The 23,092-nt window shown below is 74.3% G+C and carries 19 protein-coding genes; 9 read left to right on the forward strand and 10 right to left on the reverse strand.

The genetic code is table 11. The features are described from left to right. Positions 1 to 87: 87 nt before the first annotated feature. On the reverse strand, positions 88 to 471 hold the full coding sequence (locus BF93_RS05960; protein WP_038371284.1) for a PLD nuclease N-terminal domain-containing protein: 384 nt from the start codon (positions 469 to 471) through the stop codon (positions 88 to 90). Between the two features lie 56 nt (positions 472 to 527). Next, positions 528 to 1,277, reverse strand: a complete 750-nt coding sequence (locus BF93_RS05965; protein ID WP_051486601.1) for a GTP pyrophosphokinase — start codon at positions 1,275 to 1,277, stop codon at positions 528 to 530. A 71-nt stretch (positions 1,278 to 1,348) separates the two neighbouring features. Between BF93_RS05965 and BF93_RS05970 the strand changes: the two genes are divergently transcribed. After that, positions 1,349 to 1,663, forward strand: a complete 315-nt coding sequence (locus tag BF93_RS05970; RefSeq protein ID WP_051486602.1) for a DUF4229 domain-containing protein — start codon at positions 1,349 to 1,351, stop codon at positions 1,661 to 1,663. Here BF93_RS05970 and BF93_RS05975 read toward each other — a convergent pair. Genes BF93_RS05975 through nadE form a run of 4 tightly spaced genes read right to left on the reverse strand, consistent with a single transcriptional unit; the run spans position 1,631 to position 5,711 of the window. Next, complete coding sequence (locus BF93_RS05975; protein ID WP_038371286.1) at positions 1,631 to 2,512, reverse strand: 1,4-dihydroxy-2-naphthoate polyprenyltransferase; 882 nt, start codon at positions 2,510 to 2,512, stop codon at positions 1,631 to 1,633. The genes BF93_RS05970 and BF93_RS05975 overlap by 33 nt on opposite strands. A gap of 29 nt (positions 2,513 to 2,541) precedes the next feature. Further along, entirely contained in the window at positions 2,542 to 3,879 is a 1,338-nt protein-coding gene (locus BF93_RS05980) for an AMP-binding protein (RefSeq protein WP_038371288.1), read from the reverse strand. Then, entirely contained in the window at positions 3,876 to 4,850 is a 975-nt protein-coding gene (locus tag BF93_RS05985) for a 1,4-dihydroxy-2-naphthoyl-CoA synthase (RefSeq protein ID WP_038371290.1), read from the reverse strand. The genes BF93_RS05980 and BF93_RS05985 overlap by 4 nt, the downstream gene beginning before the upstream one ends. Before the next feature lie 36 nt (positions 4,851 to 4,886). After that, entirely contained in the window at positions 4,887 to 5,711 is an 825-nt protein-coding gene (gene nadE, locus BF93_RS05990) for an ammonia-dependent NAD(+) synthetase (RefSeq protein ID WP_038371292.1), read from the reverse strand. Positions 5,712 to 5,964: 253 nt separating this feature from the next. Between nadE and BF93_RS05995 the strand changes: the two genes are divergently transcribed. From BF93_RS05995 to BF93_RS06005, 3 genes are all read left to right on the forward strand, one after another. After that, a complete protein-coding gene (locus BF93_RS05995; protein WP_038371469.1) occupies positions 5,965 to 6,948 on the forward strand; it encodes an o-succinylbenzoate synthase in 984 nt (327 codons plus the stop codon). Between the two features lie 65 nt (positions 6,949 to 7,013). Then, positions 7,014 to 8,852 carry a 2-succinyl-5-enolpyruvyl-6-hydroxy-3-cyclohexene-1-carboxylic-acid synthase gene (menD, locus tag BF93_RS06000; RefSeq protein ID WP_084148312.1) on the forward strand — a complete coding sequence of 613 codons (1,839 nt, stop codon included), beginning with the start codon at positions 7,014 to 7,016 and terminating at the stop codon, positions 8,850 to 8,852. Further along, positions 8,852 to 10,201 carry a S1C family serine protease gene (locus BF93_RS06005; protein WP_156954058.1) on the forward strand — a complete coding sequence of 450 codons (1,350 nt, stop codon included), beginning with the start codon at positions 8,852 to 8,854 and terminating at the stop codon, positions 10,199 to 10,201. Before menD ends, BF93_RS06005 begins: the two co-directional genes overlap by 1 nt. 27 nt (positions 10,202 to 10,228) lie before the next feature. Here the strand turns inward: BF93_RS06005 and BF93_RS06010 are convergent, their stop codons facing one another. Beyond that, positions 10,229 to 11,527 (reverse strand): isochorismate synthase, encoded by a 1,299-nt coding sequence (locus BF93_RS06010; RefSeq protein WP_038371294.1) that lies wholly within the window; start codon positions 11,525 to 11,527, stop codon positions 10,229 to 10,231. Between the two features lie 171 nt (positions 11,528 to 11,698). Between BF93_RS06010 and BF93_RS06015 the strand changes: the two genes are divergently transcribed. After that, complete coding sequence (locus BF93_RS06015; protein ID WP_051486604.1) at positions 11,699 to 13,291, forward strand: cell division protein PerM; 1,593 nt, start codon at positions 11,699 to 11,701, stop codon at positions 13,289 to 13,291. 57 nt (positions 13,292 to 13,348) lie between these two features. Here the strand turns inward: BF93_RS06015 and BF93_RS18865 are convergent, their stop codons facing one another. Next, positions 13,349 to 15,142, reverse strand: coding sequence for an HNH endonuclease (locus BF93_RS18865; RefSeq protein ID WP_051486605.1), 1,794 nt, complete (start codon positions 15,140 to 15,142; stop codon positions 13,349 to 13,351). A 412-nt stretch (positions 15,143 to 15,554) separates the two neighbouring features. Here BF93_RS18865 and BF93_RS06025 point away from each other — a divergent pair, with 412 nt between their 5' ends. From BF93_RS06025 to ppk2, 4 genes are all read left to right on the forward strand, one after another. Beyond that, positions 15,555 to 15,968: a hypothetical protein gene (locus BF93_RS06025; RefSeq protein WP_038371295.1), complete on the forward strand. Its 414-nt coding sequence runs from the start codon at positions 15,555 to 15,557 to the stop codon at positions 15,966 to 15,968. A 155-nt stretch (positions 15,969 to 16,123) separates the two neighbouring features. Continuing rightward, positions 16,124 to 16,696 (forward strand): phosphoribosylglycinamide formyltransferase, encoded by a 573-nt coding sequence (gene purN, locus BF93_RS06030; protein WP_051486622.1) that lies wholly within the window; start codon positions 16,124 to 16,126, stop codon positions 16,694 to 16,696. Positions 16,697 to 16,761: 65 nt separating this feature from the next. Further along, on the forward strand, positions 16,762 to 18,417 hold the full coding sequence (gene purH / locus BF93_RS06035; RefSeq protein WP_051486606.1) for a bifunctional phosphoribosylaminoimidazolecarboxamide formyltransferase/IMP cyclohydrolase: 1,656 nt from the start codon (positions 16,762 to 16,764) through the stop codon (positions 18,415 to 18,417). A gap of 113 nt (positions 18,418 to 18,530) precedes the next feature. Beyond that, the gene (ppk2, locus tag BF93_RS06040) at positions 18,531 to 19,454 is read left to right on the forward strand and encodes a polyphosphate kinase 2 (RefSeq protein WP_198025368.1); all 924 of its coding nucleotides are present in this window, start codon (positions 18,531 to 18,533) and stop codon (positions 19,452 to 19,454) included. Between the two features lie 162 nt (positions 19,455 to 19,616). Here the strand turns inward: ppk2 and BF93_RS06045 are convergent, their stop codons facing one another. Both BF93_RS06045 and BF93_RS06050 read right to left on the reverse strand, forming a co-directional pair. Continuing rightward, the gene (locus tag BF93_RS06045; protein ID WP_038371299.1) at positions 19,617 to 21,335 is read right to left on the reverse strand and encodes a polysaccharide deacetylase family protein; all 1,719 of its coding nucleotides are present in this window, start codon (positions 21,333 to 21,335) and stop codon (positions 19,617 to 19,619) included. Positions 21,336 to 21,521: 186 nt separating this feature from the next. Next, positions 21,522 to 23,036, reverse strand: coding sequence for an aspartate ammonia-lyase (locus BF93_RS06050; protein WP_084148315.1), 1,515 nt, complete (start codon positions 23,034 to 23,036; stop codon positions 21,522 to 21,524). Positions 23,037 to 23,092: the final 56 nt, after the last annotated feature.

The raw sequence follows: 23,092 nt of genomic DNA on the forward strand, positions 1-23,092 counted from the left end.
GCTCGACTCCGTGACCGGCTGCTCGGGTCTGTGACCGGCGCCGTCCCCGGGGCCGCTGCAGGACGCCGACGGGCGCGCCGCCGGCGGTCAGGAGGTGCTGCGCGGTTCGCCGTCCTCGCCGGACGGCGTGCTCCCGCCGTCGCCGTCCTCGCCCGCTCCTGAGCCCTTCTCGCGCTCGCGGCGCTCCCGGCGGATCTGCTCGTCCAGGCTGCGCAGGAACTCCGGGTCGTCGTCGGGGGCCATCGGCCCCTCGCGGCGCGGACGGCCGGGACGCCCCGCCCCGGCCGGTCCGGACCGGTCCGTGCCGACCAGCAGCCAGGTGATCGGACCGATCCACGGGATGATGACGATCAGCACGATCCACGCCCATTTCGGGATGCCGCGCACGCGATCGTCCGTCGTCTGGATGCAGTCCGCGAGGGCGAAGATCGACAGGGCGATGGAGACGAGGGCGAGGATCGCGCGGGGCATGCTTCGAGTGTAGGCGCCGCAGGACCGGTCGGTGACGGCGGGAGGTCCCGGTCCGCTCAGCGATCGCGGGAGCGGTCCTCCTGGTCGGGGCCCGGCCGCGGCGAGGGCGGGGCGAGCTCCGCGCGCAGCGCCGTCATCTGCTCGTCGAGGCTGCGGGCGGTGCCGGCGATCTCGCTCATGGTGCGCGAGAGCTCCGGCGGCACGTCCCCGGCGAACTTGTAGCGCAGCTCGTGCTCGGCGCTGGCCCAGAAGTCCATCGCGATGGTGCGGATCTGGATCTCCACCGGGACCTGGACGGTGCGGTCGGCCAGGAACACCGGCACCTCGACGACGAGGTGCAGCGAGCGGTAGCCGTTGGGCTTGGGCTCGGCGATGTAGTCCTTGACCTGCAGCAGGGTGAGATCGCCCTGCCGGCGCAGGGCATCGGCCACGAGATACACGTCCTCGACGTACGGGCAGGTCACACGCATCCCCGCGATGTCGAGGATGTTCGCGCGGATCGCCTCGAGCGTCGGCTCGCAGTTCTTGCGGACGGTCTTCTCGATCATCGAGTCCACCGACTTCAGTCGCGTCTTGACGTGCTCGATGGGGGAGTGGTCGTAGGTCAGGTCGAACTGCTCGCGCAGGATCCCGACCTTCGTGGTGATCTCGTCCAGCCCGAACTTGTACTCGAGGCGGAAGGTGACGAAGGTGCGCTGGATCTGCTTGAGCATCTCGTCGAGATCCTCGCCCTCGGCGTCCCGGCCCGCCAGGGCACGGACCGCGTCGACGGCGCGGGCGGACAGCTGCGAGGGCACGAGACTCATGGGGGCGATTGTGCCCTCCGGGCCGGGGAGCGTGCTGGGCGCGTCCCAGGCGGCACCGCTACCCTGGCCCGATGCGAGACGTCCTGCTCTACTCGGTGCTGCGCCTGGGCATCTTCCTGCTCGTGTGGGTCGCGCTCATCTACGCGGGGATGCACTATCTGCTCGCCGGCGCGCTGGCCGCGCTGATCGCGATGCTGCTGTCGATCCTGCTGCTGCGCGGTCCGCGCGAGGGCGCCGCCCAGCGCTGGAAGGCGGCCGATGAGGCCCGCCGGGAGCGCCGCTCCGGGGAGGCGCCGGACGAGGACGCCGCCGAGGAGGACGCCCTGCTGGACTCGACCGGGGACCCGGACGGCTCAGAGGACGAACCCCAGCAGAAGCAGGACTGAGAACACCAGCTCGAGGCGCCCGGTCGCGCCGAGCACGGGGATGAGGGCCCGTCCGGCGGCGCCGCGCAGCACCACGCGGGCCGGCAGGATCGCCAGGGGCAGCGCGAGCAGCACCAGCGCCGTCCACGGGACCGCGACCATCACCGGGATCATCAGGACGAAGGGCATGAGCGTGACCCCGGCGAACAGGATCCGGGTGCCGCGGTCCCCGAGGCGCACCGCGAGGGTCCGCTTCCCGGATCCGCGGTCGGTGGGGATGTCGCGGAGGTTGTTGGTGAGCATGATCGCGACGGCCAGCAGACCGATCGCGCAGGCCACCAGGACCGCCACCCAGCTCACCGCGCCGGTGATCGCGTAGACGGTGCCGGCGACGGCCACCAGGCCGAAGAACACGAACACGAACACCTCGCCGAGGCCGAGGTACCCGTAGGGCCGCTTCCCGCCGGTGTAGAACCAGGCGGCGGCGATCGCCGCGGCCCCCAGGACCAGCGTCCACCAGATGCCGGAGATCGCCACGAGCACCAGCCCGAGCACGGCCCCGACGGCGAGGGAGAGCAGCGCCGCCCGCTTCACCGCGGCCGGCTCCGCGGCCCCGGAGCCGACCAGGCGGAACGGGCCCACCCGGTCGTCGTCCGTGCCGCGGATCCCGTCGGAGTAGTCGTTGGCGTAGTTCACGCCGATCTGCAGCGCCACGGCCACGCCCAGCGCCAGCAGGGCGCGAGGGATCACGTGCTCCCAGTACAGCCCGGTCACCCAGATCGAGGCCCCGGTACCGGCGGCGACGGGGGAGAGGGCGGCGGGCAGGGTGCGGGGACGGGCGCCCTGCACCCACTGCTGGAGGGTGGCCACGGCAGACCTTTCGATGGAGGGGAAGCGGTTCAGGACCGCGAGGACGCCTGCGCGATCTCGCGGGCGGCGGCCCGGTCGATCTTACCGATGCCCCGCAGCGGGAGCTCCGGGACCAGGTGCACCGTCTTGGGCACGGCATGGGCGGGCAGCGGACCCCCGCGCAGCACGGCGCGGATCCGGGCGGGCAGGGCGGCCGGATCGCCCTCGGCGCCCGCGGGGACGACGAGCGCCTCCAGTCGCTGCCCCCATTCGGGATCCTCCACGCCCACCACGACCACCGCGCGCACGAGCGGCGCGAGCTCGGGGTCGCGGAGCACGACGGACTCGACGTCCTGCGGCAGCACCTTGCGGCCCCCGGTGATGATGACGTCGTCGGCCCGCCCCAGGATGCGCAGGCGGCTGCCGTCGAGGCGGGCGAGGTCGCTCGTGGTGAGCACGCGGCGCGCCGGCAGGGGCTCCGCGGACGCGGCGGACTCCTCGGGAGCCGCCGGGCGGGCAGGGGCGTCCTCGTGGAGGACGCCGGCCCCGTCGCCCGTGCCGTCCGGGCGCAGGTAGCCCAGGGCCAGCATCGGCCCCCGGATCCGGAGGCGGCCGGTGCCGTCGTCGGCGAGGGAGAGCTCGACCCCCGGCAGCGGCACGCCGTCGTACACGCAGCCCCCGGCCGTCTCGGAGGAGCCGTAGGTGGTGCGCACCGCCACCCCGGCCTCCCGGGCGGCGGCGAGCAGGGACGGGGCGGTCGCGGCGCCGCCGACCAGCACCGCGGCGAAGCGGGACAGCAGCGCGGTGGCACGGTCGTCGGCGAGGACCCGTCCCAGCTGGGTGGGCACCAGCGAGGTGAGGGCCGGCAGGCCGGCCTCCTCGGCCTGCGCGAGCGCGGGCGCGGCGAGCCGCGCGAACAGCTCCGCGTCGAAGCCGGCGGACAGATCCGGCAGCGGCTGCGGCAGGGCGGGCCGGTCCAGGCCGTGCAGCCGTCGGGTCCGATGCGCCCGGGCGATCACCTGCACGCCCGCGATGTGGGTGGGCGGCAGCAGCGGCAGCCAGAAGCCGTGGCCGTGCGCCTCGGCCGCGGCCGGAGGCGCCGCGGTCGCGCCGAGCAGCGCGGCGGTCGCATCCTGGGAGGCGAGCAGGGCCCGGCGGCTCAGGGCCACCGCCTTGGCCGTGCCGGTCGACCCGGAGGTGGGCACCACCAGGGCCGTCTCCTCGAAGCCTTCCGGCAGCCGTGCGGGCGGGGCGAAGGGACCCAGCCACAGCCGGGCCGAGCCGTCCATCACGGCGCCGATGGCGCGCACATGCTCGGCGAGGGATGCCGCGGTGCCGTCCCACGGGGCGGGCCGCAGCCAGGCGGCAGGGGTCGCGGCGCCGCTCATCCCTGGGGGTGCGGGAAGGCGGACCAGTCGGGGTCGCGGCGCTCGAGGAAGGCGTCGCGCCCCTCGACGGCCTCGTCGGTCATGTAGGCCAGGCGGGTCGCCTCCCCGGCGAAGACCTGCTGGCCCATCAGCCCGTCGTCGGCGAGGTTGAAGGCGAACTTCAGCATGCGGATCGCCTGCGGGGACTTGGTGGCGATGGTCGCGGCCATCGCCAGCGCCTCCTCCTCCAGGCGGGCGTGGGGGACCACGCGGTTCACGGCGCCCCAGTCGCAGGCCTGCTGGGCGGAGTACTCCTCGGCGAGGAAGAAGATCTCGCGGGCCCGCTTCTGCCCGACCTGCTTGGCGAGATAGGCGGAGCCGTAGCCGCCGTCGAAGGAGCCGACGTTCGCATCGGTCTGCTTGAACCGCGCATGCTCGGCGGAGGCGATCGACAGGTCGGCGACCACGTGCAGCGAGTGCCCGCCGCCGGCGGCCCAGCCGTTGACGACCGCGATGACGACCTTGCCCATCGTGCGGATCAGGCGCTGCACCTCGAGGATGTGCAGGCGGCCCGCGCTGCCGGAGCGGGCCTCGGCGGAATCCTCCTGCTCGGTGTACTCGTAGCCGGCGCGGCCGCGGATGCGCTGGTCGCCGCCCGAGCAGAAGGCGTGCACGCCGTCCTTGGGGGAGGGGCCGTTGCCGGTCAGCAGGATCACGCCGACCCCCGTGTCCAGGCGGGCGTGGTCCAGCGCCCGGTACAGCTCGTCGACGGTGCCGGGGCGGAAGGCGTTGCGCACCTCGGGCCGGTCGAAGGCGATCCGCACGCAGGGCAGGTCGCGCGGGGCGGAGGGGTCGGAGCGGTCGACGGCGCGGTGGTAGGTCACATCGTGCAGCGGCGGCCCGCCCAGCTCCTGCTCGCCGATGTCCCGCCAGCGGGCGGGGTCGAACACGTCGGAGACCTGGGCGGGGAGCGGGAGCGGATCTGCGGGCATGGGCTCAGGGTATCGCCGCGCCGCGGAGCGCTCGGATCAGCTCTTCCACCAGGTGTCGAAGATCGTCACGGGCGTGGTCCGCTTGTGGCGGGTGAGGCGGTGGCGGCGCTCGAGGGAGGCGGCGACCTCCTCGTCGATCTCCTCGCCCTGGAGGTAGGCGTCGATGTCGTCGTAGGTGATGCCGAGCTCGTCCTCGTCGGTGCGGCCGGGGATGCCGTCGAGCAGATCCGCCGTGGGGACTTTCTTCCACAGGGCCTCGGGGGCGCCGAGGTGCTCGAGCAGGGCGCGCACCTGACCCTTGTCCAGGCCGAACAGCGGCAGCACGTCCGCCCCGCCGTCGCCGAACTTGGTGAAGAAGCCGGTGGTGGACTCGGCGGCGTGGTCCGTGCCGAGCACGAGGAGGTTCTGCGCGCCGGCGAGCGCGTACTGGGCGACCATGCGCATGCGCGCCTTGACGTTGCCCTTGTCGAAGTCGCGGATCTCGGTGCCGGTCGCGGCACGGAACTGCTCGGCCAGGGCGTCGGTGGCGGGGGCGATGTCGAAGGTGACCTCGCGCTTGGCGGCCACGAAGTCCATGGCGGCCTGGGCGTCGGCCTCGTCGTGCTGGATGGCGTAGGGCAGGCGCACGGCGATGAACTGCTTGTCCACGCCCTCGGCGGCCAGGCGCTCGACGGCCAGCTGCGCGAGCCGACCCGCGAGGGTCGAGTCGACGCCGCCGGAGATGCCGAGGACGAAGCCGCCGCATCCGGTGGCCTGCAGGTACTGGACGAGGAAGTCGACGCGGTCGCGGACCTCCTGCTCCGGGTCGATGACGGGCTTGACGCCCATCTCCTCGATGATGGACTGCTGGATCTCGCGCATGCGCCCAGACTACGTCCCCTCCCCGGCACCGGGGAGGACCTGCCGGCGTCCCCGGGCGTCGTGACCTCTCCGTGCCCTCTCCCGGCGGCGGCCGGCGGGCCGGCCGTAGGGTGGCGTCGTGACCGACCCCGCCCCTGATCGCGACCCTTCCGCCCCGTGTCCCGCTCCCGCTCCCGGTGCCGTCCCAGCCCCCGGCCCCGGCGCTGCGGCCGATGCCGCCCCCGCTCCCGCCCCGGACCCGGAGGCCTCGCGGCTGCGCGTCCCCGCGGCCCTGCGCGCGCTCGGGATCGACGGGGCGGCGGCCTGGTCGATCCCCATGACCACGCGGTTCCGGCGCATCACGGTGCGCGAGGGAGTGCTGCTGCACGGACCGGCCGGGTGGGCGGAGTTCTCCCCCTTCGCCGACTACGACGCCGGCGAGTCCTCGGCGTGGCTGCGCGCGGCCCTCGAGGACGCCCTCCACGAGCGGCCCGCTCCGCGGCGCGGGCGCGTCCCCGTCAACGCGACCATCCCCGTGGTGGCGCCGGAGCAGGCCCGCCGCATCGCCGCCTCCCTCGGCGCCCGCACCGCCAAGGTCAAGGTCGCCGATCCCGGGACGAGCCTGGACGCGGACGCCGAGCGGCTGGCCGCCGTCCGCGAGGAGCTCGGCCCCGACGCCCGGATCCGGATCGACGCCAACGCCGCCTGGACCCTCCCGGAGGCGCTCGCCGCGATCCCCGTCCTGGACCGCGCCGCGGGCGGCCTCGAGTACGTCGAGCAGCCCGTCGCCTCGCTCGAGGACATGGCCGCGCTGCGGCGCCGGGTCGGCGTGCCGCTGGCCGCCGACGAGCTGGTGCGCCGGGCGGAGGACCCCCTGCGCGTGGCCCGCGCCGGCGCCGCGGACCTGCTGGTGATGAAGGTGCAGCCGCTCGGCGGGGTGCGACGCTGCCTGCAGCTGGCGCAGGAGGCCGGGCTCCCCGTGGTCGTCTCCAGCGCCCTGGAGTCCAGCGTCGGCATCGGGGCCGGGATCGCCCTCGCCGCCGCCCTGCCCGAGCTGCCCTCGGCCTGCGGCCTGGCGACCGCCTCCCTGCTCACCGGGGACCTCACGGAGCAGACACTGCGCTCCGAGGCCGGCAGCATCCCCGTGACCCGGCCCGCGGTCGACCCGGAGCTGCTCGCGCGGCACGCGGCATCGGCCGTCCGGGCGCGGTCGTGGCAGCGCCGGCTCGAGGAGTGCACCGCCCGCCTCGCGGCCTGAGCGCCCCACGGGGCCGGCGCCGCGCGGCCCGAGCACGCCCCGCCGCGCGCACTACGCTGGCTCCTATGACCTCGCCCTCCGTGCCCCCGCACGCCGTCGACCCCGCGGACGGGGCCGCTCCGTGGCCCGAGACCTCGATCGATGCTCCCGCCCCCACCGGCTCCGGGGCGGTCGACGAGGCGGTCGCGATCTGGCGGGCGCTGGCGGCCCTGGGGGTGCGCGAAGCGGTGCTCGCCCCGGGGTCGCGGTCCGCGCCCCTGGTCCACGGGCTCGCCGACCCGCAGGTGCAGGCGCGGATCCGCGCGCACGTCCGCATCGACGAGCGGGCGGCGGCCTTCACCGCGCTGGGCATCTCGCGGCAGGATCCCGCGCATCCGGGCGTGGTCGCGACGACCTCGGGGACCGCCACCGCGCATCTGCACGCCGCTGTGCTCGAGGCCCACCACTCCCGGGTGCCGCTGATCGTGCTGACCGCGGACCGGCCGGCCGAGCTGCGCGACACCGGGGCGAACCAGACCACCCGGCAGGCGGGCCTGTACGGCGAGGCGGTGCGCTGGTCGGCGGACCTTCCTGCCCCGACCCGGGAGGCGGCCACCGCCGTCGAGCTGCGCACCGCCGTGAGCACCCTCGCCCGGGCGGTCGCGATCGCCACCGGCGCGGACCCGGGGCCGGTGCACGTGAACCTCGGCCTGCGCGACCCCCTCGTCCCGCGCGGCGGCTCCGTGCCCGGCGCCGCCGGCTCCTCCGCCGCCGCCCCTGCCGCCGCCGCCCCTGCCGCCGCCCCTGCCACCGACGCAGCCCCTGCCGTCGGCCCGATCGACGGGGCCCGCGAGCGCATCGTCCTCACCCGCAGGGCTCCGGCCGCCCCGCCCCGTCCGGAGACGGTCGAGCTCGCCGAGCGCGCCGTGGTCGTCGCCGGGGACGGCGCCGGCGGGGCGGCCCTCGAGCTCGCCGGCCGCCATCGGCTCCCGCTGCTGGCCGAGCCCAGCTCCGGCGCCCGCTCCGGCGACTGCGCGATCCCCGGCTACCCGCGGCTGCTGGCCGAGGCCATGGCCGAGCCGGACCATCCGCTGCGGCCGCGGCAGGCGATCGTGCTGGGGCATCCCACGCTGTCCCGGCCCGTCCTCGGCGCCCTGCTGGGCGCCGCGGACGTCGACGTCCTGGTCGTGGATCCCACCGACCGCTGGGCCGATGCCGCCCGCCGCGCCCGCCGGGTCGTGCCGGCGGTGCAGGCCCGGGACCCGCATCCCGAGGGCCGTGAGACCTACCTCTCCACCTGGCAGGAGGCATCGGCCGCCTCCGCCGCCCCCGCCGTGGAGCTGCCCTGGCAGGTGCGGGCGGCGCTCGCCGTCTGGGAGGCGACGGGGCCGCAGGATGTGCTGGTGCTGGGCTCCTCGAGCCTGGTGCGCGACCTCGAGCAGCACGCCGGGCCGATGCGCGGCACCGTCGTGGCCAACCGCGGTCTCGCCGGGATCGACGGGATGATCTCCACCGCCACCGGGTACGCCCTCGCGCGCCGCGGCGCCCCGGGCCGGGTGCGCGCGCTGATGGGCGACCTCACCGCCCTGCACGACCTGACCGGGCTGGTCATCGGCCCCGATGAGGCCGTACCGGATCTCGACGTGGTGGTCGTCGACGACGGCGGCGGGCGGATCTTCACCGGTCTCGAGCACGCCGCCGCCCCCGCGGACCTGATGCGACGGTTCTTCACCACCCCCCATGGCACGGACATCGCCGCCGCCGCCCGGGCCCTCGGGGTCACGGCCCGCACCGTCGCGGCCTCGGAGCTGCCCGCGCTGCTGACCGCCCCGGCGCCGGCCGGGGCGTCGACGGGACGGAGGGTGCTGGTCGCACAGCAGAGCCACAGCTGCGTCGAAGGGGACGCTGGGGTTGCGATGGTGTGATGCCAGGCATGTGGAACTGGGACGAGAACCCGAACACGCAGGGACAGCGCTCCGCGGACGACGACCGGGCCCCCGGCGCCGACGCGCCGCACAGCACCGCCGCACCGTCGCGGTACGGCCCGGACGCGCCGCTCGGGGCCGAGGGACCGCACGGCCTCGGCCCGCAGCCGGAGCTCGCGCCGTCGGCCGCGGCGCCGCCGGCTCGACGCGGCCCCACGTGGGGCGGCGTGGTCGGGCTCGTGCTCGCCGGCGCCGTGCTCAGCTCCGGGGCGACGCTCGGCGGCGTGGTCGCCTACGACACCCTCCTCTCTCCCTCGCTCGCCGGACCGAGCGCCTCCGCGCCGTCGACCGCCGCCGCGACCGAGCAGGCCACGACCTCCGTGCCCGTGTCCAGCACCTCGGGCGGCCCGGATTGGGAGAGCGTCGCCTCCGCGGTCTCGCCCAGCACCGTGGCGATCCAGGTGAGCACGGGCTCGGGAACCGCCGAGGGCACCGGGGTGATCTACTCCGTGGACGGCACGATCATCACCAACAACCACGTCGTCGCCGGCGCCGGGCAGATCCTGGTCAGCCTCACCGACGGCCGCATCCTCACCGCGAGCGTGGTGGGCACCGACCCGTCCACGGACATCGCCGTGATCCGGCTGGACTCCCCGCCCGAGGGCCTGCAGCCCGCCCAGCTCGGCGACTCCGACGGCGTCGTGGTCGGCCAGGCGGTGATGGCCGTCGGCACGCCGCTGGGCCTCGAGAACACGGTGACCACCGGCATCATCTCGGCGGTGGACCGGCCGGTGACCACCACCAGCGAGTCCGGCGGGGATCCTCAGCAGCCGGAGGCCGATGCCGCCTACACCTCCGCCCTGCAGACCGACGCCGCCATCAACCCCGGCAACTCGGGCGGCCCCCTGGTGGACGCCCAGGGCCAGGTGATCGGGATCAACTCCTCGATCGCAGGGCTGGCGACGGACGAGTCCGGCACGGCCGGGAGCATCGGACTGGGCTTCGCGATCCCGTCGAACACGGTGCGCCTGATCGCCGACCAGCTCATCGACTCCGGCACCGCCCGGCACGCCTTCCTCGGCGTCTCCGCCCGGGACGGCTCCGCGACCACCGGGGACGTCACCTCCACCGGGGCGGAGATCGTCGGGATCGAGCGCGGCTCGGCGGCGCAGGAGGCCGGGCTGCGCGAGGGGGATCTCATCACCGAGGCCGACGGCGTGCCCATCACCGGCGCCGCCGCCCTGACCGGCGTGGTGCGCGGCCTCGAGGTCGGCTCCACGCACACGGTGCGCTTCCTCCGCGACGGCGAGGAGCGGGAGGTCCAGGTCACCCTGACCGCCGCGGACTGACCGGGACGCGCGCCGCTGCTGCGGGGCTCAGGCTCCGCGCAGCGCGGAGAGCATCGGCCGGTACTTGGCGAGCACCTCCGCGTGCTCGGTGACGGGATCCGATGCGGCGACCAGCCCGCCGCCGGCCTGCAGGCGCACGGTGCGCTCGTCGACGAGGTGCGCCATGCGTAGGGCGATCGCCCACTGGCCGTCGCCGGCGGCATCCATCCATCCCACGGGGGAGGCGTAGCCGCCGCGGTCGCGCGGCTCGAGCTGGCCGATGATCCGATCGGCCGCCTCCCGCGGGGTGCCGGAGACCGCGGCGGAGGGGTGCAGCCGGGCGGCCACGTCCAGGCTCGTCACGTTCTCGCGCAGGCGCGCGGAGACGTCGGAGGCGAGATGCTCGATGCCGGGCAGGCGCAGCACGAACGGCTCGGGGGAGGCGGCGACGTCCTCGGCGAGGCCCGCGAGGCGCTCGGTGACGGAGTCGATCGCGAAGCGGTGCTCCTCGCGCTCCTTGGCGTCGGAGCGGAAGGCGCGACGGTCCTGCTCGGCGAGCTCCTCGCCGTCGGCGACGGGACGGGACCCGGCCAGGACCCGGCTGAAGACCCGTCCCCCCTCGGTCTGCGCGAGCATCTCGGGGCTCGCGCCGATCACATCGCCCACCCGGTAGACCCAGGTCGAGGGATAGCGCCGGGTGAGGCGCCGCAGCAGCACCGCGGGCTCCAGCGGCACGTCCGCGGTGGCGGTGGAGGACTCCGACAGGACGATCTTCCCGGCGTCCCCGGCGCGGATGTGCGCGACGGCCCGTGCCACGAGCCCCTGGTAGTCGTCGGGGGCGTGGTCGGGGTCCAGGTCGATGCGCGCTCGCGGGCCGTCGGGGACGGCGGAGAACAGCTCGCGCCAGTCACGGGCCGGCGGCAGCGCGGGCGGGGCGTCGGGGTGGCGCGAGGCTGCGATCAGCGTGAGGAACGCCTCCCCGTCCACGCTGCCCAGCACCGCGGCGGGGATGGTCAGCGTCGAGGGCCGCGGGGAGGAGTCGGCGTAGGAGAAGGTGCCGAAGGACACCAGACCGCTGCCGCGCACCGACACCTCGTCGTCGACCACGGCCCGGTCGGCCAGCGCGCGGAAGGCCGCGCCGGCATCGGCGAAGCGTCCCGGCCCCGAGGCGACGATCCGCACCGCCTCACCCCGGGCGACCATCCCCTGCCCGTGGTGGATCCACGCCGCCGAGGCATCACGGGGCACATGGCCTCCGAGGTCGACGTGCTCCTCGAGACGGAGGGTGCGCACGGACAGCGTGACCTCGCGCGCCTGGTCGGCGGTGGCGATCTGGATCGTGGACATCCTGGCCATTATGCGCCCGGGAGCTGGGGCCGGGGCCGTGACGGGGGCGGTCGCGGCGCAGCACACAGACGGACCTCCCAGACCGGGCGCGTCGCGGGTGCGACGATGGGGTCGCTCTCCGGCTGGGCGGTCCAGGTCCCAGCGCTTCCCACCCCGAGGACGGTCCTTCCCGTGAGCAATCCCCTCCAGCGCAGCGTCTCCCCGATGATCGCCGGCGCGACGTCCGGGCTCGGGGCCCTCGGCTCCGCCGTGGCGATCGTCCTGGTGCCCTCCCTGATCGCGCAGCTCGCGGCCTCGCGCTCCTCGATGACCGTGCTGGACGCCGTCCTCATCGCCCTGAACGTGCTGGTCGTCGGCCATGGCGGGGGGACGGTGCTGTCCACCGGCGTGATCGACGGGGTGCTGACCCTCACGCCGCTCGGGCTGACCCTGGTGTTCGTGGCCCTCTGCGCTGCGGGGATGCTCCGCACCGGCCGGCGACTGCAGCTGGTGGGGGACACCGGCGGGCTGCGGCCCCGCGGTCTGCGCGATGCCGGGGCGGCGCTCGGCGCCGCCGTCGTGGTCTATGCGGGCGGGCTGGGAGTGCTCGCGGAGCTGGGACGCGGCCAGCTGATGGATCCCGTGGCGACGTCCGCGGTGGTCTCCGGCGCCCTGGTCGCGGTGCTCGGCGGGCTGTCGGGGCTGGCCCTGTCGATCCGCCGGGAGGAGCGCGACGGCGTGCCCGCCGTGCGGATCCTCGACCTGTTCCCGCGCCCCTGGGATGCCGTGGCCCGGTCTTCCGCGATCGCGCTGCTGGGCCTCGCGGCGCTGGGCATGCTCGGCCTGATGGCCATGGTGGTGCTGCGGTTCCGGAACGTCGCGGCCCTGTTCGCGCAGCTCGACGCGGGCCTGTGGGGCGGGCTCGTGCTGACGCTGCTGCAGCTGGCGATGCTGCCGCTGCTGGCGCTGTGGGCGCTGACGGTGCTGCTGGGAGGCTCGGTGACGCTGGGCACCGGGACCGGCCTGGACCTGGGCGGATTCGACACCGGGGTGATGCCGCTGTTCCCGCTGCTGGGCGCGCTTCCCGACCCGGGGTCGGCGCCGCCGGCGCTCCGGGCGCTGGTGGTGCTGCCGGCCGCGATCGTCGCCGTCGGTGCGGTGCAGCTGGTCCGCGACCTCGAGAGCGAGGACCTGCGCGACCGGATCACGGCCTACGTCGCCTACCCGGCCGTGGTGATGGTGGGCGTGGTGCTGCTGGCAGGGCTCTCCACCGGGTCGATCGGTCAGGGCAGGCTCGTGCATCTCGGGCCGCAGGTGCAGGACCTGCTGCTGCCGCTGCTGATCGTCGTGGTCGCCTCGACGGGGCTGGTGCTCTGCGTCCTCGCCACCGGCCTGGTCACCCTGGTGCAGGACGGCGTCGCGCGCCTGCGCGAGCGGGTCGAGGCGGCCGAGGCGAAGGAGAGCGGCGATGCGGACGCGTCCGAGCCCGCTCCGGCGGCCGCCGTCGCGGGGGAGGACGCCGAGGAGGACGGCGAGCCGTCCGGCGGAGAGGCGGAGACCGGCGGAGGCCGCCTCGCCCGCCTCGCGTCCCGCATCGGGCTGGGAGGCCGAGGCACGACGGAGGACGAGCCCGAACCGGAGGCGGCGGGCGACGACGATCCTGCTGATGCTGATGCCGATGCCGATGCCGATGCTGATGCTGATGCTGATGCCGCGCCGGCCTCGCCCGTGGGCGACGGCGCGGAGGAGGACGTGGACGTGTGGTCGGACGACCGTTCTCGCTGACCTCGTGATCTCCTGACCCCGAGGACAGGCAGGGCCCGCCCGCAGCGCCTGCGGCGATCAGGACGGGGGCTCGGCTCCCGGCGGGAGCTCCTGCGTCCCGTGAGGTCCGGTCTCCGGGCCCGGATCCGATCGCTCCCCGGGCGGCCGCATGGACGGGGTCCGCGGCCGCGACACCGGCGGGCGCAGGCGCGGTGAGGCGGACTGCCCGATCGCCCCGTGCGGGCTCTGCCAGGTGATCATCGTCCCCGGCCGCCGGTCCAGGAAGAGCCGCTGCGGCACGGCGCCGTCCTCGATCTGCTCCGCCGGGGGATCGGCCGAGGGACGCTCCGCGTCGGGCGGAGCCCCGCAGGGCGGAGCCGGGTCGCCGGGCGCCAGCGAGGGGACGGGAGAGCACACGGACGCGGTCGAGGAGCCCTCCGCTGCGGCGGCAGTCGCGGCCGGCCCGAGGATGATCGCGCCGTCGGAAGGGCGCACGGTCCAGTGCCCCTGCTCCTTGAGCAGGTTGCACCGTGCGCAGAGGCCCTGGCCGTTGGCGAAGCTGGTGGGGCCGCCGCGGGAGTGCTCCTCGACGTGGTCGAGGTGCTGCACCTGCGCGTTGCACCAGGGCATCCGGCAGGTGGCGTCGCGTCGCCGGATCATGCGCGCCAGCCCGCAGGTGAACGTGCGGCCGACGGACTCCATGGCGATGAGCTCGCCGGTGGCCGGATGCGTGTACAGGCGGCGGAAGATCGCATCGGCCTGTCCGTCCAGCACCCGGTCCGGGTCGGAGTCGAAGGTGCCGGGAGGCCGGCCGAGCAGGGTGTCGCGGATGATGTGCGCCGGGATGCTTCCGTAGCCCTCCAGGCGCGCGGTGGAGGTCATGTCGTGGGGATCGAAGAGGGCGCGGTCGGTGATCTCGACGCCGACGTCGAGGCGATGGGAGCCGGCACCGGTGCCCAGCGAGGCGACGTGGCCCAGCACGGACTCGACGAGGACGTCGGCCTCGAGGGCGCGGACCCCGTACGTGGAGCCTGCGGCGCGGCGGGACTCGGCCTCGGCGCGCAGCGCGGTCATGACGGCGGAGGCGTCCACCGCCCGCATCCGGACGCTCACCGCGGCCATGCCGTCCTCGCGCCGTGACATGCTCACGCCGCGCCCTCGGGCGGCGCTCGCCGCCCGGAACCGCGCCCCCTCGGGCGCGAGCTCCTGGACCAGCTCGGAGACCAGCGCGGTGATCCGGTCCTCGCCCATCCCGTCGAGGCGGGGCAGGAGGGCCGGGATCTGCTCGTCGACCTGCTGGCAGGCCTCCGGAGCGAGACGGGAGACGCCGCGGCAGATCGCCCGGACCTGCCGCTGCGTGCAGCGCCCGTCGGCGAGCGCGCTCAGGGTCCGCGGCATCTGGGTCACGAGCCGCTGGGAGGCGGCGAGGGAGAAGGAGGACGCCGCCGGGGAGACCCGACGGGCCAGCGCGAGCTCCTGGGCCGCGCCGGCGCCCTGGCGCGCACGGGCGACGCCGCGCTCGGCATCGGCCTCGCGGATGCGACGGGCGGCGGTGGTCTGCCACCGGGCCTCGAGCGCCGCGAGCCCCGAGGAGAGGGTGCTGAGGCCCCCGACCACCGCGAGCGCCTCCTGCGGGGAGCCCGGCGCCGTGTCCGGCAGGGGATCGTGCACCCCGGGCGTCCGGGCGAAGGCGGCGAGGACGGTGGTCAGGACCGCGCCGAGCACGTCCCGCGCCCCCGGGGAGGCATCCAGCGCCGCGACAGCCTGGGCGGCCCGGTGCAGGGCATCGCCCTCCGCACCCGAGGGCGCCGAGGAATCCCCGGAGCGGGTCTTCCCGGAATCCGGAACCTCGGCGACGCTGGAGCGGTACATGGGTCCATTGTCCTCCTTTCCGGGCCCGCCCACAAGCCTCAGAGGAAAACTCCTGGGAATTGTGGACAAGGCGGGTGTGGGGAGGAGAAGCGGAGTCGGTCCGTGCATGCTGGGGCCGGTTCCGTCGCGCAGAGAACCGGCGAAGATCCCCCCGATCTATTGTGAAGAAGTGACAAGCATCGACCGTATTGCGAGAATGTCTTGGGCTGCACATATCTCTCCTTGCGGGAATGTGCAGTCGGTGCAGTCGAGGCGTGCAGGAGAACGCCGCCCCCGGCGCCATCGGCCGTACCGAGGTCAGGGAGAGGAGCCCCGCCGGGGGGACCGGTGTACCGCGCAGGGCCCCGCGCCGCGGGCGGTCGCCGGGTCGCCGTCCCGGGTCCGCCCCAGGAGCGCAGGGCACAATGGCCGGGTGACCTCCTCGAAACCGGCGCCCGAACCGTCCGCCTCCGCCACCGCGTACCGCCGCGCGCTGGGAGGGCTGACGATCAGCCTTCTCGCCTCCTGGGTGCTGATGATGTCCCCGCTGCCGTACGCGCTGCTGGCCGGGGTGACCGGGCTCGTGGCCGGGGTCTTCCTCGTGCTGGTGGCGATCCGCGGCTGGCGCGAGGGCCGCCGCACGACCGCTGTGATCGCTCTGGTCTTCGGCCTGCCCGCCGTCGGCATGATGCTGCTGTCGTCGCTGACCAGCGCGATCTTCTACCAGCCGATGGTCGAGATGCAGGAGTGCCGCCAGAGCGCGATCACCGAGCAGGCGCGCGCGGAGTGCGAGCAGCAGGCGCAGCAGTCGGTCTCGGGCTGGATCGGACGCCTCGTCGGCGGCTGAGCCCTCTGCGCGCGGTCGTGGGCCGAGTCCACGACGCGACCTTCCGCACGGAGGCGTCCACGCCTCGGCGCCGCAGCATCCACGCCTCGGGACGGGCCCGCCCGCCCATCGGCCATCCGGGCCCGGTGACCGGGCCCTGGATTACTGTGGAGAGCGTGGCACCTGTACCCGTCGTCGTCCTCATCTCCGGAACCGGCAGCAACCTCGCTGCCCTGCTGGAGGCGTCCCGCACGGGCGACAGCAGCTTCGAGATCGTCGGCGTGATCGCCGACAGGGAGGCGGCGGGCCTCGCGCACGCGACCTCCGCCGGCATCCCCGCCGAGATCGTCCGGCTCGGCGACTTCCCCGACCGGGAGGCCTGGGATGGAGCTCTCGCCGCGGCGATCTCCCGGTACGCGCCGCAGCTGGTGGTGCTCGCCGGGTTCATGAAGCTGCTGGGCCCCGCCGTGCTCGAGGCGCACCCCGGCCGCATCATCAACACCCACCCCGCGCTGCTGCCGTCCTTCCCCGGGGCCCATGGCGTGCGCGACGCCCTCGCCTACGGCGTGAAGGTGACCGGGGCCTCCGTGATCGAGGTCGACGCCGGCGTCGACACCGGCCGGATCCTGGCGCAGGCCGCGCTCGAGGTGCTGCCCGAGGACGACGAGGCCTCCCTCCACGAGCGCATCAAGGTGCTCGAGCGCCGCATGCTCGTCGACGTCGTCGCCGATCTCACCCGGCCCCGCTGACCGATCCCGCCGCACCGCCCGCCCGTGCCGACCGACCCGCCGAACCGCCTCACCCAAGGAGCATCGTGACCGACAAGCAGCCCATCCGCCGCGCCCTCGTCTCCGTGTACGACAAGACCGGACTGCCCGAGCTGGCCCGCGCGCTGGCCGATGCCGGCGTCGAGATCGTCTCGACCGGCTCCACCGCCGCGACCATCCGCGAGCAGGGGATCGACGTCGTCGACGTCGCCGCCGTGACCGGCTTCCCGGAGATGCTCGACGGGCGCGTGAAGACCCTGCACCCCAAGGTCCACGGCGGCATCCTCGCCGACCGCCGCCTGGAGGACCACGTCGCCCAGCTCGAGCAGCACGGCATCGCGCCCTTCGACCTGGTCGTCGTGAACCTGTACCCCTTCGAGGAGACCGTCGCCGCCGGCGGCACCTTCGCCGAGATCATCGAGAAGATCGACATCGGCGGCCCGTCGATGGTGCGCGGCGCCGCGAAGAACTTCGCCTCCGTCGCCGTGGTGGTCGATCCCGAGGACTACCGCACCGCCGCCGAGGCCGTGGTGGCCGGCGGGTTCAGCCTGGACGAGCGCCAGGAGCTGGCCGCGGTGGCGTTCACCCGCACCGCCGAGTACGACTCCGCGATCAGCGACTGGATGCTCGAGCAGCTCCAGGAGCTCGACCTGCCGGTCGCCGACGCCGAGGACCAGGACGAGGAGGACCTCGACCCGGAGACGTACATCCTGGACATGAGCGACGAGGACGCCGAGTCCGTCGGGCTGCGCAGCCTCCGCTACGGCGAGAACCCCCACCAGCGGGCCCGCGTCGCCGTCTCCGACGAGGACGAGCCCGGCATCGCCGGCGCCGAGCAGCTCGGCGGCAAGGCCATGAGCTACAACAACTACGTCGACGCCGATGCCGCGGTGCGCGCCGCCTACGACCACGAGCTGCCCTGCGTGGCCGTGATCAAGCACAACAACCCCTGCGGCATCGCCGTGGCCCCCGAGGGCGAGGACATCGCCCTGGCCCATGCCCGCGCCCACGGCACCGACCCGGTCTCCGCCTACGGCGGCGTGATCGCCACCAACCGCACCGTCACCCTCGCGATGGCCCAGCAGGTCAAGCCCGTGTTCACCGAGGTCATCCTGGCGCCCGGCTACGAGGATGAGGCGCTCGAGCTGCTGCGCAGCAAGAAGAACCTGCGGATCCTCCGCCTCCAGGGCGCCTACCGCCGCCCCGTCGAGGTCCGCGAGATCTGGGGCGGCAGCCTGATCCAGGACGCCGATGCGATCGACGCCGAGGGCGACGAGCCCGGCGCCTGGACGCTCGCCGCCGGGGAGGCGGCCGATGAGGCCACCCTCGTCGACCTCGCCTTCGCCTGGCGCGCGGTGCGCGCGGTGAAGTCCAACGCGATCCTCCTGGCCAAGGACGGCGCGGCCGTCGGCATCGGCATGGGGCAGGTCAACCGCCTGGACTCCTGCCGCCTGGCCGTCTCGCGCGCGAACTCCCTGGGCGAGCACGCCGAGGGCGAGGAGGCGCCCGAGCGCGCCCGGGGCGCCGTCGCGGCGTCCGATGCGTTCTTCCCCTTCGCCGACGGGGCGCAGATCCTCATCGACGCCGGCGTGCGCGCGATCGTGCAGCCCGGCGGCTCGATCCGCGACGAGGAGGTCATCGAGGCCTGCCGCGCCGCGGGGGTGACGCTGTACCTCACGGGGACGCGCCACTTCGCGCACTGATCCCCGCGGGCGGGGACCTTCGCGGAGTTCACCTCGGCGACATCTCCGCCCCGTAGTCTGACGCCGATGACATGGTCGCGGGCGGTCCGCACAGCGGTCCGCCCGCGACCCGGATGCGAGGAGTGTGCGCAGTGAAGATCCCGGACAACACGAGCCTGCGGGAGTACATCGAGCATCTGCGCGAGGAGGGCTATTCGGTCCAGGACGGCCACACGCCGGACCCCGACCTCATCGACCCGCAGGGCAATCCCGTGTACACCTGGCAGGAGGGGTACCCGTACGACACGCGGATGGACCGCGACGTGTACGAGCTCGAGAAGTACAAGCTCCAGGTCGAGCTGCTGAAGTTCCAGTACTGGCTCGAGGACAACGACCAGAAGGCCATCATCATCTTCGAGGGGCGGGACGCCGCGGGCAAGGGCGGCACCATCAAGCGCTTCACGGAGCACCTGAACCCGCGCACCGCGCGCGTGGTCGCGCTGAACAAGCCCAGCGACCGCGAACGGGGGCAGTGGTACTTCCAGCGCTACGTGCAGCACCTGCCGACGGCGGGGGAGATGGTCCTGTTCGACCGCTCCTGGTACAACCGCGCCGGGGTGGAGCGGGTGATGGGCTTCGCGAGCCCGGAGCAGTACGAGACGTTCATGTCGCAGGTGCCGCACTTCGAGCGCATGCTCGTCGACTCCGGCATCCACGTCACGAAGTTCTGGTTCTCGGTGTCGCAGAAGGAGCAGCGCACGCGCTTCGCGATCCGCCAGCTGGACCCGGTGCGCCGGTGGAAGCTCTCGCCGATGGACCTCGAGTCCCTCGACCGCTGGGAGTCCTACACCGAGGCGAAGGAGGAGATGTTCCGCCGCACGGACAAGAAGTTCTCCCCGTGGACCATCATCCGCTCCAACGACAAGAAGCGCGCCCGCATCAACGCCATGCGCTACTTCCTCTCGCAGTTCGAGTACGAGGACAAGGACCACGAGGTCGTGGGCACCCCGGATCCGCGGCTGGTCATGCGCGGCAAGGCCGAGGAGGCCGACGAGTGAGCGTCCCCTCGGGACGCGCCCGCTGAGACGGGCAGACAGGACGGGGCGGGACCGATCGCGGTCCCGCCCCGTCCTGTCTGCGGGTGCTCTCCGGGCCCGGGCCCCGGCCGCCCCGTTCCGGGCGCGGCCCGGGCACGATCGCCCGGCCCGGGCGCAGCAGGCTCAGCCCTCGCCGTCCTCGGCGCCGCCGGACGTGTCGCCGGCCGTGTCGCCGGACTCGCCCCCGCCGTCGGAGGGATCCGGCTCGACCTTCGGGGTGCGCTCCTCGGTCTCGGCGTCGACCAGCCCCGCCATGTAGTGCTTCCCGGCGAACATCTGGTTCTGGCCGAGCTCCGCGCAGGTCAGCGTGGTGATGCCGCGCTCGGTGAACCAGTCGAGGATCTCCGGGACCGCGTCGACCGAGGCCTGGTGGATCTCGTGCATGAGGATGATCGAGCCGCGCCGCGTCCCGCTGACCACGGCGTCGATGTTCTTCTGCCGGTTCTTCGTCTGCCAGTCCAGGGTGTCCACGTCCCAGATGTGCACGCTCTCGCCCTCGACGCCGCAGGCGCGGTCGGTCTCGGTGTTCCGGGCCCCGTAGGGCGGCCGCATGACGTAGGGCTTGCGGCCGGTGGCCTCGGCGATCTTCTCGGCGGGACGGCTCAGCTGCCCGGCGAGCTTCTCCGCGCCCAGACGCGTCAGCTGCGGGTGCGACCAGGAGTGGGAGCCGATCTCGTAGCCGTCGGCCGAGGTCTGGGTGACCAGGTCCGGCCAATCGGCGACGGACTGGCCGATCATGAAGAACGTCGCCGCATGCTTCGCGGACAGCAGCGCCTCCCGCAGCGTCTCGTTGAGATCCGGGGCGGGACCGTCGTCGAAGGTCAGGGCGACCGCGTCGAGGCGGCCCGCATCGGGGGCGACGGCGGTCGAGGGGCGCACCCCCGGGCCGCTGAGCGGGGCGAGCTGGGTGACGGGACCGGCCCCGTCGCTCTCGCGCGCAGGCTGGGCCTCGGTGACGACGTCGGGAAGGTCCCAGTACTTCGAGCCCTTGACCTCGTCGCCGCCGGGCACGGAGACGGCGGCAGGGTCGAAGTCGGCAGGGGAGGCGACGACCTGGGCGACGGCCAGGCCGACCTCCGACCACAGCGGCTCCGCGCTCGCGGCCGGCAGCGTGAGCAGCGCCTCCTGCCGGGTGCCGCCGACGCTCGCGGCGGGGAACAGCACGTGCAGCGAGCCGTCCGCGGCCGGCAGCAGGGAGGGCCCGTTGCCCCAGGGGCGCGGCTGCTGCTGGAGCTGCTCGGCGAGGGGATCGGCGTCGAGTCCGGCCTCCGCTCCCGCCTGCGCGACGAGCTGGGTGAAGGCGTGCCACTGCGCGTACTCGATCAGGGCGGGGGAGGCGAGGGCGCGGTCGCCCTCGGCGCGGTACCAGACCAGGGCGGTCGAGGAGCCGGCCCCATCGGTGACGTCCAGCAGCACGCCGAGGATCCCGGGGCCCGCCGCCACGACGCGCCCGGCGACGCTCAGCGCGGCGGGATCGCCGGCGTACAGCGCCTCGCGAAGGAGCTTGTTGATGCAGATGTCCACGGCCTCGTTCAGCCCGCGGGCCCCCGGGGCCAGCGGCACGACGATGTCGCGCTGCAGCACGCCGTTGAGGTCCAGCGTGGCGGCCTCGGGCACGTGGGCGGCCTGGTCCGGCAGCTCGGCGACGAGGGCGCGCAGGTCACCGGCCGGGTCCGGCGGGGGCGGGGTGGTGGGGTCGCCCTCTCCGCCGCCGTCGCTGGGGCCGCCGCCGGAGCCGCCCAGCAGCCCGCCGAGCCCCAGATCATGGCCGCTGATGAGCGCGCCGGCCCCGACGGCCCCGGCCGCCCCGGCGACGACCAGCGCTCCGGTCGCTCCGATCACGAGTCCCCGCCGCGACGGGCCCCTCTCGTGACGGCCTCCCCCTGCGTTCTGCTCCACGAATCGTCCCCTTCTCTCCCGGCATCGACATCCGGCGAGCGCCACGCTACTCCTGCGCGCGGGCCGGGGCACGGGGCGCCACGCCTGGGGATGCCGGAGGACGGGCCGGGGGAGGCCCGGGGCGCCGCCTCAGACGGTGGACCCCGGATCGTCGATCGTGAGATGCGCCATCTCCCCGGACTCCGTGGCGGGATCGTGGACCACGGGGATGGTCCCGGTGGGGGTGGCCCGGTGCGGGGTGGTCATCGACTCCGGGGACAGCAGGGTGCGCAGGTGCGCCTCGTCCAGCAGGCCGGCCTCGAGGACGAGGTCCGCCACGGGGCGTCCCGTCTCCAGGGCCGCGCGGGCGATCTCGGTCGCCGAGGCGTAGCCGATCACCGGAACCAGGGCGGTGACCAGGCCGATGGAGCTGCGCACGTAGCCGTCCAGCACCTCGCGGTTGGCGGTGATGCCGCGGATGCAGCGCTCGGCGAGGGTCGTCATCGCCGCGGTCATCACCTGGGTGGACTCGAGGATGTTGAAGCAGATCACCGGTTCGAAGGCGTTCAGCTGCAGCTGACCGGCCTCGGCCGCGAAGGTCACCGTGAGGTCGTTGCCGATCACCTCGAAGGCGACCTGGTTGACGACCTCCGGGATGACGGGGTTGACCTTGCCGGGCATGATCGAGCTGCCCGGCTGGACGGCCGGCAGGGTGATCTCCGCCAGGCCCGCGCGCGGTCCAGAGGACAGCAGGCGCAGGTCGTTGCAGATCTTGGAGATCTTCACGGCGATGCGCTTGAGCACCCCGGAGAAGGTCACGAAGGCGCCGGTGTCGCTGGTCGCCTCCACGAGGTCGGCCGAGACGACGAACGGCATGCCGGTGATGCGGGAGAGCTCGGCCGTGGCCATCTGGGCGTAGCGCGGATCGGCGGTGATCCCGGTGCCGATGGCGGTGGCGCCCAGGTTGATCTCCCGGAACAGCTGGGCGGTGCGGGTCAGGCGCTCGACGTCCTCGGCGATGGTGGTGGCCCAGGCCGCGAACTCCTGGCCCAGGGTCATCGGCACCGCGTCCTGCATCTGCGTGCGGCCCATCTTCAGCACGTCCGAGAACTCGGCGGACTTCTCCCGCAGCGCGAGGATGAGGGTGTCCATCGCCTCGGCCAGCGCCGGGAAGGACAGCATCATGGCCAGGCGCACGGCGGTCGGGTAGACGTCGTTGGTGGACTGGCCGAGGTTGACGTGGTTGTTGGGGTGGAGGTGCTCGTAGCGGCCCTTCTCGTGGCCCAGGATCTCCAGCGCCCGGTTCGCGATCACCTCGTTCGCGTTCATGTTGGTGCTCGTCCCGGCGCCGCCCTGGATCATGTCGACCACGAAGTGCTCGTGCAGGGCGCCGCCGGCGATCTCGACGCAGGCCTGCTCGATGGCGTGGGCGCGCTCGGCGTCCAGCGCGCCCAGGCGCCGGTTGGCGATGGCCGCGGCCTGCTTGACGTGCGCCAGCGCCTCGATGAGCCGGGGGAAGTGGGAGAGGGGGACCCCCGAGATGTGGAAGTTCTCCTGGGCTCGGAGGGTCTGGATGCCGAAGTAGGCATCGGCGGGGACGTCGCGGTCGCCGAGCAGATCGTGCTCGGAGCGGACGGCGGCGACGGGAGACGAGGGGGTGCTCATCGTGAAGGGCTCCTGGTGGGGATTGTCGACGACGCTGGTGACAGCGGTCAGCCTAG

The organism is Brachybacterium phenoliresistens (assembly GCF_000576425.1).
Lineage (GTDB): Bacteria > Actinomycetota > Actinomycetes > Actinomycetales > Dermabacteraceae > Brachybacterium > Brachybacterium phenoliresistens.

Excerpts from the sequence above, each read along its gene's own strand:
- BF93_RS05960 (WP_038371284.1), bottom strand. The coding sequence starts at position 471 with ATGCCCCGCGCGATCCTCGCCCTCGTCTCCATCGCCCTGTCGATCTTC.
- BF93_RS05965 (WP_051486601.1), bottom strand. The coding sequence starts at position 1,277 with ATGAGTCTCGTGCCCTCGCAGCTGTCCGCCCGCGCCGTCGACGCGGTC.
- BF93_RS05970 (WP_051486602.1), top strand. The coding sequence starts at position 1,349 with ATGCGAGACGTCCTGCTCTACTCGGTGCTGCGCCTGGGCATCTTCCTG.
- BF93_RS05980 (WP_038371288.1), bottom strand. The coding sequence starts at position 3,879 with ATGAGCGGCGCCGCGACCCCTGCCGCCTGGCTGCGGCCCGCCCCGTGG.
- BF93_RS05985 (WP_038371290.1), bottom strand. The coding sequence starts at position 4,850 with ATGCCCGCAGATCCGCTCCCGCTCCCCGCCCAGGTCTCCGACGTGTTC.
- nadE (WP_038371292.1), bottom strand. The coding sequence starts at position 5,711 with ATGCGCGAGATCCAGCAGTCCATCATCGAGGAGATGGGCGTCAAGCCC.
- menD (WP_084148312.1), top strand. The coding sequence starts at position 7,014 with ATGACCTCGCCCTCCGTGCCCCCGCACGCCGTCGACCCCGCGGACGGG.
- BF93_RS06005 (WP_156954058.1), top strand. The coding sequence starts at position 8,852 with ATGCCAGGCATGTGGAACTGGGACGAGAACCCGAACACGCAGGGACAG.
- BF93_RS06010 (WP_038371294.1), bottom strand. The coding sequence starts at position 11,527 with ATGTCCACGATCCAGATCGCCACCGCCGACCAGGCGCGCGAGGTCACG.
- BF93_RS18865 (WP_051486605.1), bottom strand. The coding sequence starts at position 15,142 with ATGTACCGCTCCAGCGTCGCCGAGGTTCCGGATTCCGGGAAGACCCGC.
- ppk2 (WP_198025368.1), top strand. The coding sequence starts at position 18,531 with ATGCGAGGAGTGTGCGCAGTGAAGATCCCGGACAACACGAGCCTGCGG.
- BF93_RS06050 (WP_084148315.1), bottom strand. The coding sequence starts at position 23,036 with ATGAGCACCCCCTCGTCTCCCGTCGCCGCCGTCCGCTCCGAGCACGAT.